14 protein-coding genes are annotated in these 17,327 nt (G+C 38.6%); 7 read left to right on the top strand and 7 right to left on the bottom strand.

Annotated features, from left to right (window positions below):
• Positions 1-158: 158 nt before the first annotated feature.
• Entirely contained in the window at positions 159-1,379 is a 1,221-nt protein-coding gene (mraY, locus tag D0T08_RS12795; RefSeq protein ID WP_116983049.1) for a phospho-N-acetylmuramoyl-pentapeptide-transferase, read from the top strand.
• Positions 1,380-1,383: 4 nt separating this feature from the next.
• Here mraY and D0T08_RS12790 read toward each other — a convergent pair whose 3' ends face one another.
• The 3 genes from D0T08_RS12790 to D0T08_RS12780 form a co-directional block, all read right to left on the bottom strand.
• A complete protein-coding gene (locus tag D0T08_RS12790) occupies positions 1,384-2,181 on the bottom strand; it encodes an alpha/beta hydrolase (RefSeq protein ID WP_116983048.1) in 798 nt (265 codons plus the stop codon).
• A 64-nt stretch (positions 2,182-2,245) separates the two neighbouring features.
• Positions 2,246-3,088, bottom strand: coding sequence for an alpha/beta hydrolase (locus D0T08_RS12785; protein ID WP_116983047.1), 843 nt, complete (start codon positions 3,086-3,088; stop codon positions 2,246-2,248).
• Positions 3,089-3,206: 118 nt separating this feature from the next.
• The gene (locus tag D0T08_RS12780; RefSeq protein ID WP_147322770.1) at positions 3,207-3,767 is read right to left on the bottom strand and encodes a MarR family winged helix-turn-helix transcriptional regulator; all 561 of its coding nucleotides are present in this window, start codon (positions 3,765-3,767) and stop codon (positions 3,207-3,209) included.
• 211 nt (positions 3,768-3,978) lie between these two features.
• Between D0T08_RS12780 and D0T08_RS12775 the strand changes: the two genes are divergently transcribed.
• The 6 genes from D0T08_RS12775 to pruA all read left to right on the top strand — a co-directional run bounded on the left by D0T08_RS12775 (position 3,979) and on the right by pruA (position 10,617).
• Positions 3,979-5,022, top strand: coding sequence for an HlyD family secretion protein (locus tag D0T08_RS12775; protein WP_116983045.1), 1,044 nt, complete (start codon positions 3,979-3,981; stop codon positions 5,020-5,022).
• 41 nt (positions 5,023-5,063) lie between these two features.
• Entirely contained in the window at positions 5,064-6,662 is a 1,599-nt protein-coding gene (locus D0T08_RS12770) for a DHA2 family efflux MFS transporter permease subunit (protein WP_116983044.1), read from the top strand.
• Positions 6,663-6,699: 37 nt separating this feature from the next.
• Positions 6,700-8,001, top strand: coding sequence for a TolC family protein (locus D0T08_RS12765; protein ID WP_116983043.1), 1,302 nt, complete (start codon positions 6,700-6,702; stop codon positions 7,999-8,001).
• A 166-nt stretch (positions 8,002-8,167) separates the two neighbouring features.
• A complete protein-coding gene (locus tag D0T08_RS27955; RefSeq protein WP_229238958.1) occupies positions 8,168-8,611 on the top strand; it encodes a hypothetical protein in 444 nt (147 codons plus the stop codon).
• Positions 8,612-8,692: 81 nt separating this feature from the next.
• Positions 8,693-8,851 (top strand): hypothetical protein, encoded by a 159-nt coding sequence (locus D0T08_RS27950; RefSeq protein ID WP_229238957.1) that lies wholly within the window; start codon positions 8,693-8,695, stop codon positions 8,849-8,851.
• 134 nt (positions 8,852-8,985) lie between these two features.
• The gene (gene pruA / locus D0T08_RS12755; RefSeq protein ID WP_116983042.1) at positions 8,986-10,617 is read left to right on the top strand and encodes an L-glutamate gamma-semialdehyde dehydrogenase; all 1,632 of its coding nucleotides are present in this window, start codon (positions 8,986-8,988) and stop codon (positions 10,615-10,617) included.
• A gap of 73 nt (positions 10,618-10,690) precedes the next feature.
• On the opposite strand, the gene cysS is transcribed toward pruA, so the two are convergent.
• The 4 genes from cysS to D0T08_RS12735 form a co-directional block, all read right to left on the bottom strand.
• On the bottom strand, positions 10,691-12,268 hold the full coding sequence (cysS, locus tag D0T08_RS12750) for a cysteine--tRNA ligase (RefSeq protein WP_116983041.1): 1,578 nt from the start codon (positions 12,266-12,268) through the stop codon (positions 10,691-10,693).
• A 229-nt stretch (positions 12,269-12,497) separates the two neighbouring features.
• Positions 12,498-13,490 (bottom strand): GTP-binding protein, encoded by a 993-nt coding sequence (locus D0T08_RS12745; RefSeq protein ID WP_116983040.1) that lies wholly within the window; start codon positions 13,488-13,490, stop codon positions 12,498-12,500.
• A 627-nt stretch (positions 13,491-14,117) separates the two neighbouring features.
• Entirely contained in the window at positions 14,118-15,209 is a 1,092-nt protein-coding gene (locus tag D0T08_RS12740) for a M43 family zinc metalloprotease (RefSeq protein ID WP_116983039.1), read from the bottom strand.
• Positions 15,206-16,558: a hypothetical protein gene (locus D0T08_RS12735; RefSeq protein WP_116983038.1), complete on the bottom strand. Its 1,353-nt coding sequence runs from the start codon at positions 16,556-16,558 to the stop codon at positions 15,206-15,208. Before D0T08_RS12735 ends, D0T08_RS12740 begins: the two co-directional genes overlap by 4 nt.
• Positions 16,559-17,327: the final 769 nt, after the last annotated feature.

Raw genomic sequence — 17,327 nt, 5'->3', positions numbered from 1 at the left:
TATTTCTTATAATCTGAATAAAAGAGCAGGAATTATTAAATTCTGGTTTTTAAGAGTTTCGATTTAATGGCATGGAAATACTCAAAAAAATATGGTTTTTTTTCTGAAAACTTCAAAAAAAACTATCTTTGCTACACTTTCCTAAAACTCAATGTCCTATGCTTTATTATCTTTTTACGTACCTTGATAAAAACTTTAATTTCCCGGGTGCCGGGGTTTTTCAATACATTACTTTTCGCGCTATGGGGGCGATTGTTCTCTCACTTCTCATCGCAGCCATTTACGGTAGTAAGCTTATCAACTATCTGAGAAAATTACAAATTGGTGAGACTATACGTGACCTGGGCTTACAAGGTCAGATGCAAAAAAAGGGTACACCAACCATGGGAGGCTTTATTATTTTGGCTTCATTGCTGATTCCTGTTTTGTTATTTGCCAAATTAGATAATGTCTATATAGTTTTGCTGATTATTGCTACTGTCTGGACTTGCGGCATCGGTTTTGCTGACGATTATATCAAGGTTTTCAAGAAAGATAAAGAGGGTTTAAAGGGTCGCTTTAAGATAGTAGGTCAGGTAGGTTTGGGCTTAATAGTGGGCTTAACATTGTATTTTAATGACTACGTGAAAATCAGGGTTTACGAAAAAGCCAGAATTAGCACGGCTGTTGGAGAAGTACAAAAATATGTGGATACGCACTCATTAACTACAACGCTTCCATTCTTCAAAAACAACGAAATAGATTATCAGTTGTTAGGCAGTTTCCTTCCTGAGAGCCTTGCCTGGATTCCGTATGTGCTCATCGTTATTTTCATCATTACAGCCGTATCAAACGGGGCAAACATCACCGATGGAATTGATGGACTGGCTGCAGGCACCTCGGCTATTATAGGTCTTACTCTGGCGATTTTTGCTTATCTGTCGGGCAATAAGGTATTCTCTCAATACCTGAATATCATGATGATTCCTAACTCTGGTGAAGTCGTAATTTTCTGTACAGCCTTTGTAGGAGCCTGTATTGGGTTTTTATGGTATAATGCCTATCCTGCTCAGGTATTTATGGGTGATACAGGCAGTTTAATGTTAGGGAGCATCATCGCTGTATTGGCTTTGGCACTACGTAAAGAGTTATTAATACCCGTGATGTGTGGTATATTTTTAGTTGAAAATCTGTCTGTAATTATGCAGGTAAGCTATTTTAAATATCAGAAAAGGAAGAACGGGCTGGAATTTGCCCAGAAAAACCGCCTATTTCTAATGTCGCCGTTGCATCACCATTTTCAGAAAAAAGGCTACCACGAAGCAAAAATTGTTACACGTTTCTGGGTTATCGGTATTGTTTTAGCCGTAGCTTGTCTAGTAACCTTGAAATTGAGATAATAGATTACTTCAGAATCTCATCCATTTTGGCCTGATATTCTTTATATTTGTCCAAACCCCGATGACGACCTCCCTCTAGTGTAGTGAGAATGTCTTTGGGGTTTTTCTTTAATAACTGTGCCAGTTTCAAACTATGTTCGTAAGGAATAATCTGGTCGTCGGTACCATGGAACAGATAAATAGGGCATTTTACTTTGGTTATCCATTCAGATGTAGGTATCTGAAATTCACAGACCTTTCTATAAGGAAAAAGCGGTGCGTGGCTCCAGGCTACGTCAGGGATACAGGTGTATGGAGCTTCTAATATTAAGGCCTTTGCCTCATTGTCCATAGCTAATTTAGTTGCTACACCTGTGCCTAGTGAGCGACCATAAATAATCATATTTCTAGGCGGATAGCGTCTCTGAATATCTTTAAGCACTGTTTGGGCATCGCTTAAAAGATTTTTTTCATCTAATCTGCCATTACTTTTACCAAAGCCCCGGTAATCATACATGATTACATCATACCCACGGGAAGTAAATTCTTTGGCATATTTGCCCCAGGTTTTTATATTACGTGAATTGCCATGCAGATACATTACAACGCCTTTCTTGATGGTATCTTTCGTTAAAAACATCAGGGCATTAAGATTAATTTTCGGTTCAGGCTCTACATAAAACTCTTGCGCATCTGGGAAATTAAATGCATAGCCTCTCTCTAAGGTATCAGGGTGAAGTAAAATAAAACGTTGAAAGAGGACGGCCAACCCGAAAACGGATGCGTAAATAATAAGGGCAATTGTAATAATTTTCTTAACCACTGTATCTTTTGTTATTTGCGGAAATTACTCCAGGGCAGGTTTAAAAGTATTTAAGAGCACAAAGCTATTCGATTCGGAATTGTTTATCAAAAATTAAATCAAATCTATCTAATAAAATATCTTCCAGGTGCTTATGGTATTCAGGAAACGAAGGCAGATTGTTATGCCCACCACCATAGATAGGCACCAGGCGAGTATGTTGAGGCGCCAGTTTTGCCAGTGCTACACTTGAGCGAAAAGGAATCAGAAAATCTTTTGTGCCATGAATGATATAAATCGGGCATTTCACAAATTTGATATACTCGTCAGTACGTATAGAAAACCGGAGAATCATAGAAACGGGAAGAAATGGCAAAAAACGACTGGTCAATTGTGAAAAGCTATAATAAGGAGCATCCAGAATCAACATTTTTGGATGATTTCGAGAAGCTAACTTACAGGCAAAGCCTGAACCCAGAGACCGCCCATAAATAACAATATGCTTTTCGGAATAACCTTTCTTCAACATCTGGTTATATACCACCTGCGAATCTTCATACATCGTATCTTCATGGCGTTTGCCTGTACTCTTGCCAAAACCCCGATAATCAATCATCAAAACATCGTAATCATGGGCAAAAAAATCTTTGGCATATTTCGCCCAACCCTTTATACTTCGGGTATTTCCATGAAAATAAATGACCAGACCACGAGTAGTTTCACCTACATCATAAAACAGCAAACCATTGATATGTGCGCCATCAGGCATATCAAAGAATAGCTCTTCGAAATGGTCATCGTATCTGAATTTGAAATCAGGCGCGAGTTTTTCGGGTTTAAATATGAAATACTCCTGTACCTTATAGGCAACGATACAGATTGCCACATAAATAACAACAACTAGTATAATGATTTGTGTAACTGTCATGAGTCCAACGTCAGAGTTGATTTTCATCAAAACAACCATGCCAGATAAGGCATTGTTTTTCAGCTACTAACATACATAGTTTTTGTGAATTATCAGAAATTCAGTATTTAAGAATCAGCTATTTTTTATTGAATCTTTCTTCTGGCGGAAGTACCAGTGAATCTTTTCTCATAATGGCATGCCCCAGATCATTTGCTTTATTATATTGTGTAGAGGCTTCATAATGATCTATCAGTTCATATAAAATCTCTCTCAGCATTTCAAGTTTAGTAGTACCCAATATTTCTTTGAATTTTTCATTTACATACTCCATACATCTTTTCCAGTCTACCATTGCTTGTACTCCTTTAGCAGAGTGGCGCACAATTAAGGCACGAGCATCAGTATGGTCTTTTTCTACTGTTACATAACCTTCTGTCTGCAATTCCTTTATAAGTTTACTCATGGCCTGTTTTGTTACACAAGCCCTGTTGGAAAGATTATTAATATTTGTGCCTTCTAAATCTATATGTAGCAGGGCGACAGCATGGCCGACCCTAAAGTTTTTGTACCCAATGCCTTCTAAATATTCACTTGCTATCTCGTTCATGAAGCGATAACTTTTACTTAGTAGTTTGCCGAAAAGCCTTCCTTTAGTGGCCTTAAAAAGGGTCACTTCTTTTAATATATCCTCGTTCATTGTGTTGTTAAGATTCAATACATTGATAGTCAATGCATTGCAAAAATAGTAAATTCTGCCTATTTCCTTTTCCGATACAAAACTAAATAGAAAAAATAAATTAGTCAATGTACTTGACTAATTTAGTAAACTTGGTTTACCTTTGCATCGTCAATATGGTTGACTAATTAAGAAACGAAACGCAAACATTAATATTACTTAAAAGAAAAGAATGGAAACTCCACAAAAAAAATCCTTTAAAAATTACATTCCCCGAATCATTTTAATACTAATCCTGGTAGGGGCAGGTATTTATGCTTACCAACGCTACAAGTATAATCAAGCGTATGAAACAACAGACAATGCACAGATAGAAACTTATACGGTTCCGGTTGTGCCACGTGTAGGGGGTTACGTAAGCAGCGTAAGTATGAAAGACTTTGAGCAAGTAAAGAAAGGTCAGCTATTGGTAGATATTGATGACCGTGAACAACAATTGGCTCTAACTGAAATGGAAGCAACCTATCAACAATTGCTGACAGATGTAGAAAATGCCAAAGCCAACATTAAAAACACGGGTATGACTATCAACGCTGCTGAAACCAATATTACAGCAACCGTTTTGCGTAAAGAAAAAGCACAAAAAGATGCAGAAAGAGATGCTCGCTTGTACGCAGATAATGCCGTTACAAAACGCCAGGCTGATGATAGCAAATCTAATCTGGATGTATTGAATGCTCAATACGAAGGGCAGAAGCAAGACATTGTAGCTTCTAAATCCCGTTTGGATATTTTGTATAGCAATTTGCATAAAGCACAAGCAGCTTTGGCTGTACAAAAAGCAAAAATTGAGCAACAAAAACTTCGTTTGACTTACTCGAAAGTATATGCCAACGAAAATGGGAAAATAGGAAGGAAGAGTGTTGAGCCCGGACAATACATCCAACCTGGACAAACTTTAGCCACCATCGTGCAGGATTCTTTGTATTGGGTGATTGCCAATTTTAAAGAAACACAAATCGGTCGTCTGGCTATCGGACAGGAAGCTACAATTAAATTAGATGCTTTTCCGGATCTGGAATTGAAAGGTAAAATAGCTGATTTCTCAGATGCCACAGGTTCAAAATATGCCCTTCTTCCTCCTGACAATGCCAGTGGAAACTTTGTGAAAGTAACACAGAAGATTCCTGTAAAAATTGCGATTGAGGGTGTAGAAAAATACCGTGATAAGCTTCGTGCAGGCATGAGCCTTGAAGTAGAGGTAAAAATTAAATAAATCCACACAGGTAATGAAGATACCTCTATAAACACGTTTTCATGGAAAATCAGATAGAAAACAACGTGTCGGGTGCTTCAAGGTTTATCATCGTTCTTACCACTGTAACTGCCGCTATCATGGAGTTACTGGATACTACGATTGTAAACGTAGCACTCAACCAGATGGCCGGCTCGCTTGGGGCGACCATCGAAGATATAGCCTGGGTTATTACCTCTTATGCCATTGCTAATGTGATTATCATCCCGATGACAGGTTTTTTAGGAGAGTATTTTGGAAGAAAGAATTATTATCTCGGTTCCATGATACTCTTCGGAATTGCCTCTTACCTATGTGGTAATTCGGATAGTCTATGGGAATTAGTATTCTGGCGCTTTATACAAGGGATTGGTGGTGGAGCTTTGTTATCAACCTCTCAGGCAATTTTATTTGATGCTTTTCCGCCTAAAGACAGAGGAACGGCATCCGGGCTTTTCGGGATGGGCATTGTACTAGGTCCAACACTAGGTCCAACAGTAGGAGGATACATAGTAGATAATTATACATGGGGTGATATTTTCTTTATCAATGTACCTATCTGTATCGTAGCCACTATCCTGACCATTCTTTACATTCCTAAAAAAGCCGATGAAGGGAAACACAAGGATAAAATTAAGATTGATTATCTGGGTATTGCCCTATTAATGATAGGAATCGGAGCATTGCAATATGTTTTAGAAAAGGGTGAATCAAAAGACTGGTTCCAATCAAGAGAGATTTCGATTATATCATTAGTAGCACTGTTAGGAATTGTTGGATTTATCAGCAGAGAATTAAATACTGATCATCCGGTAGTAAACCTGAAGATATTTGGTAACAGAAACTTTGCCTTTTCTAGCATTTTCGTAATGGTATCCGGTTTTGGTTTGTTTACTTCGGTATTCGTTTATCCGGTTTTAGTACAGCGGATTAATGGCTTTACACCATACGAAACCGGACTATCCTTGCTATTCCCTACGCTTACTATTTTACCGATGTTCCCGATTCTGGGGCGTCGTATGTCGGCTGGGGCCTCTCCCATTCCGTTTGTGGTAGCAGGGATTATCATTTTTGCGGCATTCGGTTTTTATAGCGGAACGGCTAGTACTGACATGGGGCGCTGGGATTTTTATCCAATGCAGTTATTGCGTGGTTTAGGAACAGTACTCTTGCAATTACCCTTGATTAATGCTTCGGTAGCAGGTTTAAAACCCAATGAATTTGGCGCAGGTATATCCCTGACTAATATGATTCGTCAGTTGGGTGGTGCCTTTGGTATTGCCTTAGCTAATAACTATGTAGCCTTGCAATATGCACAACACCGTTCAGACTTAGTAGCCAATTATGTACCGAACAATCCACTATTTACTGAGCGATTCAATGCTATTAAGATGTCGTTCCTTTCGCGAACAGGTGATGCAGTACAGGCAACTGCACAGGCTTACAGGCAATTAGAATTATTGCTCGACAGGCAATCATATTACCTGGCATACCTTGATACATTCCGTATTATCTCGATTTTCTTTATCTGTGTGCTGCCTTTGGTGGTATTACTCAGAACCAAAAAGAAAAGTGCCGCTGAATCGGCTGCCGCAGCCAAAGCCGCTGCAGAATCTCATTAATGATAGATTTTATCAAAAAATATTTACGTTTCCGAAAATGAAATTTCAAAAAATATCTATAGCTATCCTGCTACTTTTTGGTCAGGTAGCCATTGCGCAAAACACCAACGAAACATTGAATTCGTTAGTTAAAATGACTTTAGAAGGTTCGGCGCGCATAAAAGAACAAATACAACTATTAAACGTAGGCGACTATCGCATAAAAGTTCAGCAAAGTGGAACTAAGCCGCAGATAAATGGTGAGCTAAGTTATACAAGACTTGATCCTATTGCCGAAGCCGTTATTCCGATTCCTGGGTTTGAGGGGAAATTGCAGTTTCAGCCGCATAATAATTATAATACTAATGTAGCAGCTTCCTACGTGATTTACGATTGGGGCAGATTCAAAGCAGGAGTACAGAAAACCTTGCTTGAAATGCAGCAACAACGCGAAGGTATTGAAAGCCTGAAACAGACTTTGGCCTATCAGGTAGCGCAGTTGTACTATGGTATTATCTACTTACAAAAAGCGATTGCTGTACAACAGGAGCAGGTAAAATTAGTGGATGAAAACAGTAAGATTATCAGCGATAGATTAAAGAGCGGTGATGCTCTTGATTATGACGTAGTCCAAGCGCAGGTACGCTATAAAAATGCCGAAATAAGAGTGGTAGATTTACAGGGGCAACTGGAGAAGCAATACATTTTCCTGAGTGCTTTAATTGGTACTGATGCACATAATCAGATTCCGGCTAATGCTGAATTGCAATACAATTATCCTTATGCAGATTCACGGGGAGCTATTAGTGAGGCAAACGTTAATAACCTGGATTTAAGAACTGCCGCTGCTCGTGAAAATGCTTTAGCGCAGGAAATTAAGATTTCATCTATGGGTAATTTGCCGCAATTATCTGCCAACGCAGCAGCTGGTATCAAAAATGGTTATCAGCCGAATATTGATGCCTGGCGTTTTAATACTTTGTTAGGTGTAAAATTAAGCATTCCGATTTATACCGGAAAGAGAAGTGCGTACAATACCCAGATTGCCAGAATTAATCTGGATGCTGCCAGAGAAAATACGGCAGCACAGAAAACACAGATTAACCGTGACATTGAAAATGCATTCAATGATATAAAAGTAGCTTCACAAAAGAGAGCATTAGCTGAACGCAATATCTTTCAGGCAGAATACGGTTTGAAACTAGCTAAAATCCGTCTGACAAATGGGGTAAGTACTCCTTTAGAAATCCAGACTTCAGAAACAGCCGTAGAGGATGCCAAATTCAGTTTGCTTCAATATGATTATCAGATAATATTGTCAAAACTGGAGATTAGCAGATTATCGGGCGTGAAGTTGTAAAAGTGTAACTGTAGAATTAAGAAAAACATAAAAAAGCCTTGAGAGATAGCTATCTCTCAAGGCTTTTTTATGTTTAGCATATGCAGAATTAAATAAGAATAAGTCTGTAAGAATTATGAAAACTTAGTATTTTGCTGATGAATTCACTTTCCTCAAACAGTTAAAAATGACCTACAAATTAGAGAAAGCTATCTGGACAGAGGCTGATTTTGAACGAATGGGATGGCATGACTGCTATATCTATAAAATTCGTGTGGCAGAAGACCTGGAATTAGATATTGACTATATTTTTCAATGGATTAAACCAGAAGTAGAAGGTCTGCCCTTTACTTTTTGCGTAGCACCTTGTACATTGGTTTTCAGACAGATTAAGCATTTGACTTTTGAATTAAAAACTGCTTTTGATGATGCTGTAGAAATTGAAGGCATTGAGCGAACAGAAAATGAAGATCATATACTTTGGACAATTCTAACACAACAAGGTGAGATTGAGTTTATAAGTGAAGGTTTTACTCAATATGTAAGACAAGAGCCATTCTATCAATTAGGACAAACTATACCTTATATAGAGAGATATGGATTTAATCTTGATAGAACAACAACTCAGTGAAATCCAAATAGAAATCGCGAAGATATTCTGCAACAAAGAAAAAGCGACTTAGAGCTTTATGAACTTGTTAAAAAACGACAATTGAAGCGTATTGAAAAAGAGCAGTTAAATAAATTAAAAGAAAACAAAGAAATAGATTTGAAAGAGTTCTTGATAAAGAAAAAGGAAATTGACGAATGGATATTCCATTATGATTATAGCTTAAAAAATTCAAGATTTGAAGATTTAGGTAAAAACTAAAATAGGAGACTTGACTAAACGGAATTTACTTTTTAAATGTTATAGAATTATAATAGATAGAAACAGAAAAAAGATTTATTCTAACAAATCTAAAATTTCGGCTAATTTTGGCAAAAAATCCCCTTCATCAAATCATGAATAATACTATCTTTAAAGTACCCACGCCGGTTAACGAACCGGTTCTGAATTACGGCAAAGGTTCTCCCGAAAAACTCGCATTAAAAAAAGCCATTGCAGAGGCTCGCTCGAAACAAATAGAGGTACCGATGTACATTGGCAGTGAACAAATACATACCAACAATAAAATTAAACTCTCTCCTCCGCACGACCATCAGCATGTATTAGGCTATGCCAGTGAAGGAGATGCTTCTCATGTAGAAAAAGCTATTGAAGCAGCATTGGCGGCCCGGCCAGCCTGGGCAGCGCTTTCGTGGGAGCAAAGAGCCAGTATTTTCCTGAAAGCGGCCGACTTATTGGCTGGCCCTTATCGGGCAAAAATAAATGCGGCTACCATGTTGGGGCAGTCAAAAAATGCCTATCAGGCAGAGATAGATTCGGCTTGCGAATTGATAGACTTTTTGCGCTTCAATGTCGCTTTTATGGAGCAGATATATACCCAACAACCGGAGTCTTCTAAAGGTATGTGGAACAGACTGGAGTATCGACCTTTGGAGGGCTTTGTATTTGCTTTAACCCCTTTCAATTTCACTGCTATTGCCGGCAATCTACCGTCATGCGTAGCGATGATGGGTAACGTAACTGTTTGGAAACCGGCCTATACGCAAATCTATTCGGCAAATGTAATTATGGAAGTGTTCCGTGAAGCAGGTTTGCCGGATGGGGTTATTAATCTGATTTATGTAGATGGTCCGGTAGCAGGAGATATTATCTTTAAACATCCTGATTTTGCAGGCATCCACTTTACAGGTAGTACCAAAGTATTCCAGACTATCTGGAAAACCATTGGCGAGAATATTCATCTATATAAATCTTATCCACGCATTGTGGGTGAAACTGGTGGGAAAGACTTCGTAATGGCACATGAAACGGCTGATGCAAAAGCTTTGGCAACAGGCTTAGTTCGTGGTGCTTTTGAATATCAGGGACAAAAATGTTCAGCTGCTTCCCGTGCGTATATTCCATCTAATATCTGGGACGAAGTGAAAGGCTATTTAGTTGCCGACTTAAAAGAGATAAAAATGGGTGGCACAGAAGATTTTTCAAACTTTATCAATGCGGTGATTGACGAAAAATCATTCGATAAAATCGCTACCTATATAGATAATGCGAAGAAAAGCGATAAAGTCAGCATCATAGCCGGAGGTAATTACGATAAATCAAAAGGTTACTTTATTGAGCCAACTATCTTACTCACATCAGACCCTACTTATGTAACGATGTGTGAGGAAATCTTCGGTCCGGTATTGACAATCTATGTTTATGAACCATCAGATTTCGAGAAAACATTAGAAATAGTGAATTCCACCTCGCCTTATGCCTTAACAGGGGCCATTTTCGCCAAAGATCGCTATGCCATCGATTTAGCAACCAAAAAACTGGTTGATGCAGCCGGAAACTTCTATATCAATGATAAGCCAACAGGTGCAGTAGTAGGCCAACAACCGTTTGGTGGGGCTCGTGCGTCAGGAACAAACGATAAGGCAGGTTCAATCCTAAACTTATTCCGTTGGGTACAACCTCGGACAATTAAAGAAACTTTCGTTTCTCCGACTGATTACAAATATCCGTTTTTGGGAGAGGAGTAAGAAATGTAAACTGACATCAATAAAAGGCGGCACCCAGAAGCGCCGCCTTTTTCTATATAATCGAATAAAGAATCTATTCTTCCCAGGCCCAATCAATACGGTGTTTCATGTCTTTGATAGTCATGCCATTTGATTTGAAATAAGTTCTGATTTCATCTACTTTATCATATCTCTGGCTTGACTTATATTCTTTGTATAAAGACAGCATTCCGCTCAGAATACCATCGCCTTGTGTCAATGGTTCTTCTTTGATACCCAGAATCTGCTCCATAAATACCACAAACTTCTCTTGCAATAAGTTGAAAGTGTTTTCACCTAAAGCCCTTGGGTCTAGCTGATTCATATAAATCATGTTCACATACTTCAACAAGTTGAATAATTGAGCTATCGCCACAGCGGTATTCAAATCATCATTCATTGCCTCATAAAAAGCCTGTACTGTTTTTTCAATATCAAGTTTTTTCTTTTCGTCGATGGCTATTTTAACAACCGGAGCCGTTACAGTTTGTGTGGCTACATTACCTGCTTGGGTATCGTCAATGAGTTCGCTTGGTATTTTATCAGCTACTTTGTCATTAATATCTAATGTCAAAGTCTTCACAATACGCAAGCCATTAATCAAACGTCTGTATCCTTTTTGTGCAGCTCTTAAAGCATCGTTCGAGAAATCAAGTGTACTGCGGTATTGCGATTGCAACATGAAGAAACGAACTGTCATCGGGCTATAAGCCTGATCAAGTAATGGGTGACTCCCGGCAAACAATTCAGAAGGTAAAAATGAATTACCCAATGATTTCGACATCTTTTGTCCGTTTACCGTCAACATATTTGAGTGCATCCAATAACGAACTGGCTCTGTTCCTGTAATACCAACGCCTTGGGCAATCTCACATTCATGGTGTGGGAATTTCAAATCCATACCTCCGCCGTGAATATCAAACTGCTTGCCCAGATATTTAGTACTCATACAAGTACATTCTAAATGCCATCCCGGAAAGCCCATGCCCCACGGAGATTTCCATTGCATAATATGTTCAGGACTTGCATTTTTCCAGATAGCAAAATCAAGTGGATTTCGTTTCTCAGATTGTCCGTCCAACTCACGGGTTTCATTCAGCAAATCTTCCAGAATTCTTCCTGATAGTTTGCCGTAATCATTACCTTCTTTATTATACTGATTAATATCAAAATAAACCGAGCCGTTTGCTTCGTAGGCTAAGCCTTTATCAATCAAAGTTTTTACTGCTTCAATCTGTTCAACCAAATGCCCTGTAGCAGTAGGCTCAATACTTGGTGGCAGGAAATTGAACTGCTCTAATACCTTATGAAAATCGTTGGTATAGCGTTGTACAATCTCCATTGGCTCCAGTTTCTCCAGTTTCGCCATCTTTCCGATTTTGTCTTCTCCTTCGTCACCATCACCTACCAGGTGACCTACATCCGTAATATTTCTCACATAACGAACTTTATACCCAATATGCGTTAAATAACGGAAAAGCACATCGAAAGTCAGGAAAGTACGGACATTCCCTAAGTGTACATAGTTGTAAACGGTTGGTCCGCATACATACATACCTACATATGGTGGACTAAGGGGTTTAAATTCTTCTTTTTGGCGTGTAAGTGTATTATAAATTTTCAGGTTCTGCATATAGGTCGTTCAATATCGTATGTTTAATTCTATCGTATAACGTTGGTTATAGTATAAGTCTTCTTTAAGCTCAATGCAAATTTAAAGCTAATTTCTGTATTATATATAAATAGATAAGCTAATAGAATAGCCACAAAGTACACTATTAAAAAAACACGATGTTACACAATTGTAAAACTTTGTGCTTTTTGTGTACATAGTGGCAAAAATTCAAATGAATTAGAGGAGTCTAAGCTACTGGAATTTCCAACAAACATGCATTCAGTTTCTCTTCATAAGAAGCCCAGTCCAATTTGGTCGGTGCAATCAGTTCAACCCGGCTATCACGGCGATAAGCAATATATTGAACCGTAAATTCTCCACCAACTGCATTAATCAAGATCCAGTCTTTACCCGTTCTGAAAACTCCTTTAGCCCGATAAACATCTTTCAAGGAACTGAAAAACTGACGGAGTTTAGGCAGATTGAAAATTTCATCAGGCGAAAAAATCCAGCCACAACCATGTAAACCTAAACCGTGACTTTCTTTTTTAACCGGATTCCCAACAGTCGGTGTGGGTAATTCTTCTTCATGTCCATGATGGTGATGATGAGTTTCATGCGAAAATTGTGCCTTTCTCTCTCCGAATGGTTCAATACTCAACCAGTTGAAATCAATCTCGCCATTGCTAACAGATTCTATCAACAACTTAGGTGGATACAAAGAATCTGCCCAATCCTTAAATTCCTCCGTTAATTCTTCGCCTGCCAGGTCTGTTTTATTAGCTATCAATACATCAGCCAGATTAATCTGGTCCTGAAAAGTCTCATTGGCTCTGAAATCAGCATTCGCCCAACGACGAGGGTCAACCAGACAAATCGTGGCTCTTACATCTAATATATCTTTCATAAATTTGCCACGAAGCAAATCCAGAATATTTTCAGGGTGCCCCATACCTGTAGGTTCAATCAGAATACGATCGGGTTTCTGTTGGCGTAAAACGGTAGTGAGGGTATATTGCATGGGAACATTGGCCGTACAACAGATACACCCCCCGGCTACTTCACGAATCGTCAATCCATCTTTTTCTTCAATGGCTGTGTGGTCGATAGAAACAGCGCCAAACTCGTTGATAATAATAGCCCAACGCTCGGCCTCGGGTTTGTTTGCCAGCAAATGCTTGATAGCAGTGGTTTTGCCCACTCCTAAAAAACCGGTAATCAGATTTACAGGAATTTTCATGCAATGGTGTTTAAATAAAAACTAATACTGCGCTATATATAAAAGGTTTCCACCGTATCGGTCACCTTTTCCGGCTTGATAGGTGGAACCCTGACACACTCCAAAACTACCTACTAATATGTATAGCTAATCTCCCTTTCAAAAAGGTTCCTACCGTATTGGTAACCTTTTTCGGTTCCAATTTATTAGCTGATACCTGGTACCATCACTGTTCCCTTTCAAAAAGGTTCCCCCATATTGGTAACCTTTTTCGATTCCACTTTAATTGCACTTGCAACTCTTTTTCCTTCCTTCATGTCAATAATTGTTCACGGACGGCTAGTATATGAATAATTATTCAAGACTGTGTATTCCGACAAGCCTTCCCAGATTGGGTGTCCCGACTAGGCGTCCCCGACTGAGCGTCCCTCTAAATTTCCGACTTAACACGCTGTTTTCAAAGTGTTTGGTGGGATTTTCGTAAAATCAGACTATTGTGTCATTCTCCGCATAGACAGATTGAAAGTCATTTGGTTCAGGTGTAAAAGAAATGACCCTAAACAACCTCTGTAAAAGATGTAGTAGGGTCATAACAACAATTTAATTTTTAAAGTTTAGACCAAATGCTGAAATATAGAGACTAACAAGCTAATTACAATAAGGATTAGTTTTGAGTACAACCCTACCTCCATTTCCCGGTGATAACCGGGCACCATTGCCAATAATTACTTTCTTCGATTGAAAGGTATAATTGCTTGTACCATTAAAAGTGATAGAATTAACCGTGTAGGTGTCTCTTGCGGCATTTACAGCCGTGCCACTCGAAATGGTTGTCTGGATACTCATAAGAACGTCGTTTTGCGCCAGTACATTCAACAAGCCCGTCTCATTGGCAATAAAGTATCTCATTCTATTTCCCTGTCCGGCTGTAAATGCATTGACACAATCTCCTCTTCCATAACTCATAATATTATTCATAGCAGGCGTATATGGCGTTGAACATTCATCTAACTTATCACCTATATACATACAAGAAGCATTCGTATTCGATTGAAGATACCCTTCCCCGTCATCTGGGTCAGCAGGCGTGTCACATAAATAATCGCCATCATCTTCACAATCCTTACAACTCCCTGTTCGGTCTACACTTTCAGCTCCATAAGTAGTTGTAAAAGTATGATATAACCCAAACACATGACCTAATTCGTGAGCCATTGTGTAAAGGTTAATGGTATCTGCCACCGCCACCCCTTTCAAACTAATAAAAGCATCGTTGTTAGGTATATCATAAGCAATTCCGTCTAGGTTTTTATCTCCCAAGGTCAGCGTTTGATGAATAAATACATTCAGATTCCCTAATACTCTAATGTCATACATTTCTGCTTCTTCATCATCTGCATCCTGAACATTCCAATCAGAGTTATTAATTTGTCTGATTCCCATAAATGTAAAACAAATACCATGTGGGTTAAACTGATTAACCATATTCTGAAACTGCCTGTAGATATGTGCATCGGTCGTTGCCCGGTTAGAGCCATCGTTATCGGCAAAAACTGTAAACTGAACTTTTACGCAGTAAGGAACAGAAACGGCATTAATTGAACGTAAAAACCGTTGCATATCTTTTTCGGCAATAGGCCGGGGAGTAGCAGGAGTCTTCGTGCCGCAATCTGAATGTTTCTTTTGTGCCTGCAATGCCAATGTTATCAGTATTAAGGCAAATGTTAATAGATTTTTCATCGGTTTATGGCTTTGAGTTGTGTTAGTTCTGCTTGAAGTTTTTCTATTCGTTTATTCTGCTCTATACTATATAAGGTAAGCTCCTCAATTTTCTGCATCATTTTGGTACTTAACTCAGACAGCTTCGCACCGTTTTTTTGTATTTCTGCCGCGCTCGGTATATCAGGTAGATGTTTATTTTCTTCAATAAAGCGTTCAACCTCACTTAATGGCTTTAATCTGAATTGCTTATCAAATACATAATCAGCCCAGTTTGTTTCTACCACTACCTCCTTGGCTCTTATGCTTCCATTCACTGCCAGTTTATAAGCACTTGGGTCATGCACGCCAATACCTATATTGCCATTTTCCATAATGGCCATTCGGATAGTGTAGTTGGTAGTAAACAACAATCTCTTTTGCGGTTCACTATTCAAGGCTGGAGGTACACCTATTTCTAAACCATAATAGCCTGCCGGATTAAACGGATTATTTGTCCAGGCTCTCAGAAAACCATATTGTCCATCGGTAGTACGGTCATTAAAAAGAACTAGGCCGTTAGTAGCTTCTGTTTTCATCAATTGTTCACCCGAAGAAACCAGGTGAAACTTATAGAGAGGTAAACTGGTGCCTATACCAACGTTTCCGCCGTATGGATTCAATACCAATTTATCCGGAGTACTTTTATAAGTAAGGTTATTGATGCTAAATGCCTGCACAACGTTGCCATCTAATCTCATAAATCCAAAAGGATAAGCCGTATTACTTAATACAAGGGCACCATTCGTATACTCTTGAGTCGTATTATTATAACTAACAGGAAGATTCGTGAAACGACCTTGTCCGGTTACATCTAATTTAGAAGTAGGCAGATTCGTGCCAATACCGACATTCCCCAAACCTTGCGAATCATTAATCAAAACATGTGAGCCTGCATTACCGCCTCTGATGAAAGTATTTTCTAAACCACTGGCAGGATAATTAAAATGAGAAACGTGTGAAGTACCGGAGATAGCTAATGAACCATTAGGCGCAGTACCTGCAATAGTCAATTTAGCAGTTGGAGAGTTTACTCCAATACCTACATTACCTGTATTAGTAGTATTGATATGATTACCATTAACTGCCCAGCCAATACCCGAGCCACCACCTGCCGTGAGATTTACCCAGGCTGTACCATTCCAGTATTTTATTACGTTCAGGTCTTTGTCGAAAACGATAGTTCCTTTAGGCTGATTAGTCAACCCATTAATAAAGGTAGTTGTAAACTGCGGCACCGAAACTCCCTGGTTAGGGTCAACAGTAGTACTTTGCGGGAATGCGCTAAAAGAAAAGAGACAGACCACAAGAGACAGTAGTGTTTTTTTCATGGCGAGATTGTGTTAAGAATAATAGGAATAATTTTAGTTAATTGGATTTGCTCCTTTGAAGCAATATGCCGACAAAGTAACGGCATAGAAAAAAGCCTGTAAATAGCACATTGATGTTACGGTACAGAGGTTTTAGAACTATTTGAAAGAGGTAGAAGAGAGAGTAACTATATATAAATGGTATAAAATATAGCTGGAGAAAACAAAAGCACATTTAACTGACGCTGAAAAAAGTGTTATAACCACTAAGACCACTTAGTAAAATTGTGATACTTACATATATAATTAGGTAACTCGCTGGCTGAAATAGTTCGAAGATTTTAATACATCGTCACTCTGGGACTAAAGTATATCCCGTAGGGATGTTATATCGGTAGAAAAAATAAGCTGTTAAGAGAGCAGTATCCCATAGGGATAGTATATTTTTAATTTCACCCAATGAATATATAATAGATACTGATAGTGTATATACCAGATACAGAATATGATATNAAGTTAAATAAGGTTTATGCTCTAAAAAACTTTTGATTGGGGGGTTGACAAATGTAAAAAAGCGCCGTACCTTTGCAGTCCCAAAAATGATGAACAGACTGAGCGTTACATAGCAGGAGCATAGTAAAAAGGTGGTAATCAGAAGATTGGGGAAAGGTTGAAAATAAAGTTTGTCATTCATTTGGAATTGTAAAAATAAAGTCAGAATTTTGCACCCCGATTGATTGAGAGAGTAAGGAAAGAGAGGTTGAGGGAACGAAAGGGTTGAAAATAAATT

This window comes from Emticicia sp. C21 (genome assembly GCF_003418935.1).
In the GTDB taxonomy this organism is placed as follows: Bacteria; Bacteroidota; Bacteroidia; order Cytophagales; family Spirosomataceae; genus Emticicia.
This window is presented reverse-complemented; position numbering and strand designations above follow the sequence as displayed.

Bases quoted from the DNA above. Each gene is read 5' to 3' on its own strand.
- mraY (WP_116983049.1), top strand. From the start codon at position 159: ATGCTTTATTATCTTTTTACGTACCTTGATAAAAACTTTAATTTCCCG.
- D0T08_RS12785 (WP_116983047.1), bottom strand. From the start codon at position 3,088: ATGACAGTTACACAAATCATTATACTAGTTGTTGTTATTTATGTGGCA.
- D0T08_RS12780 (WP_147322770.1), bottom strand. From the start codon at position 3,767: ATGAACGAGGATATATTAAAAGAAGTGACCCTTTTTAAGGCCACTAAA.
- D0T08_RS12775 (WP_116983045.1), top strand. From the start codon at position 3,979: ATGGAAACTCCACAAAAAAAATCCTTTAAAAATTACATTCCCCGAATC.
- D0T08_RS12770 (WP_116983044.1), top strand. From the start codon at position 5,064: ATGGAAAATCAGATAGAAAACAACGTGTCGGGTGCTTCAAGGTTTATC.
- D0T08_RS12765 (WP_116983043.1), top strand. From the start codon at position 6,700: ATGAAATTTCAAAAAATATCTATAGCTATCCTGCTACTTTTTGGTCAG.
- D0T08_RS27955 (WP_229238958.1), top strand. From the start codon at position 8,168: ATGACCTACAAATTAGAGAAAGCTATCTGGACAGAGGCTGATTTTGAA.
- pruA (WP_116983042.1), top strand. From the start codon at position 8,986: ATGAATAATACTATCTTTAAAGTACCCACGCCGGTTAACGAACCGGTT.
- cysS (WP_116983041.1), bottom strand. From the start codon at position 12,268: ATGCAGAACCTGAAAATTTATAATACACTTACACGCCAAAAAGAAGAA.
- D0T08_RS12745 (WP_116983040.1), bottom strand. From the start codon at position 13,490: ATGAAAATTCCTGTAAATCTGATTACCGGTTTTTTAGGAGTGGGCAAA.
- D0T08_RS12740 (WP_116983039.1), bottom strand. From the start codon at position 15,209: ATGAAAAATCTATTAACATTTGCCTTAATACTGATAACATTGGCATTG.
- D0T08_RS12735 (WP_116983038.1), bottom strand. From the start codon at position 16,558: ATGAAAAAAACACTACTGTCTCTTGTGGTCTGTCTCTTTTCTTTTAGC.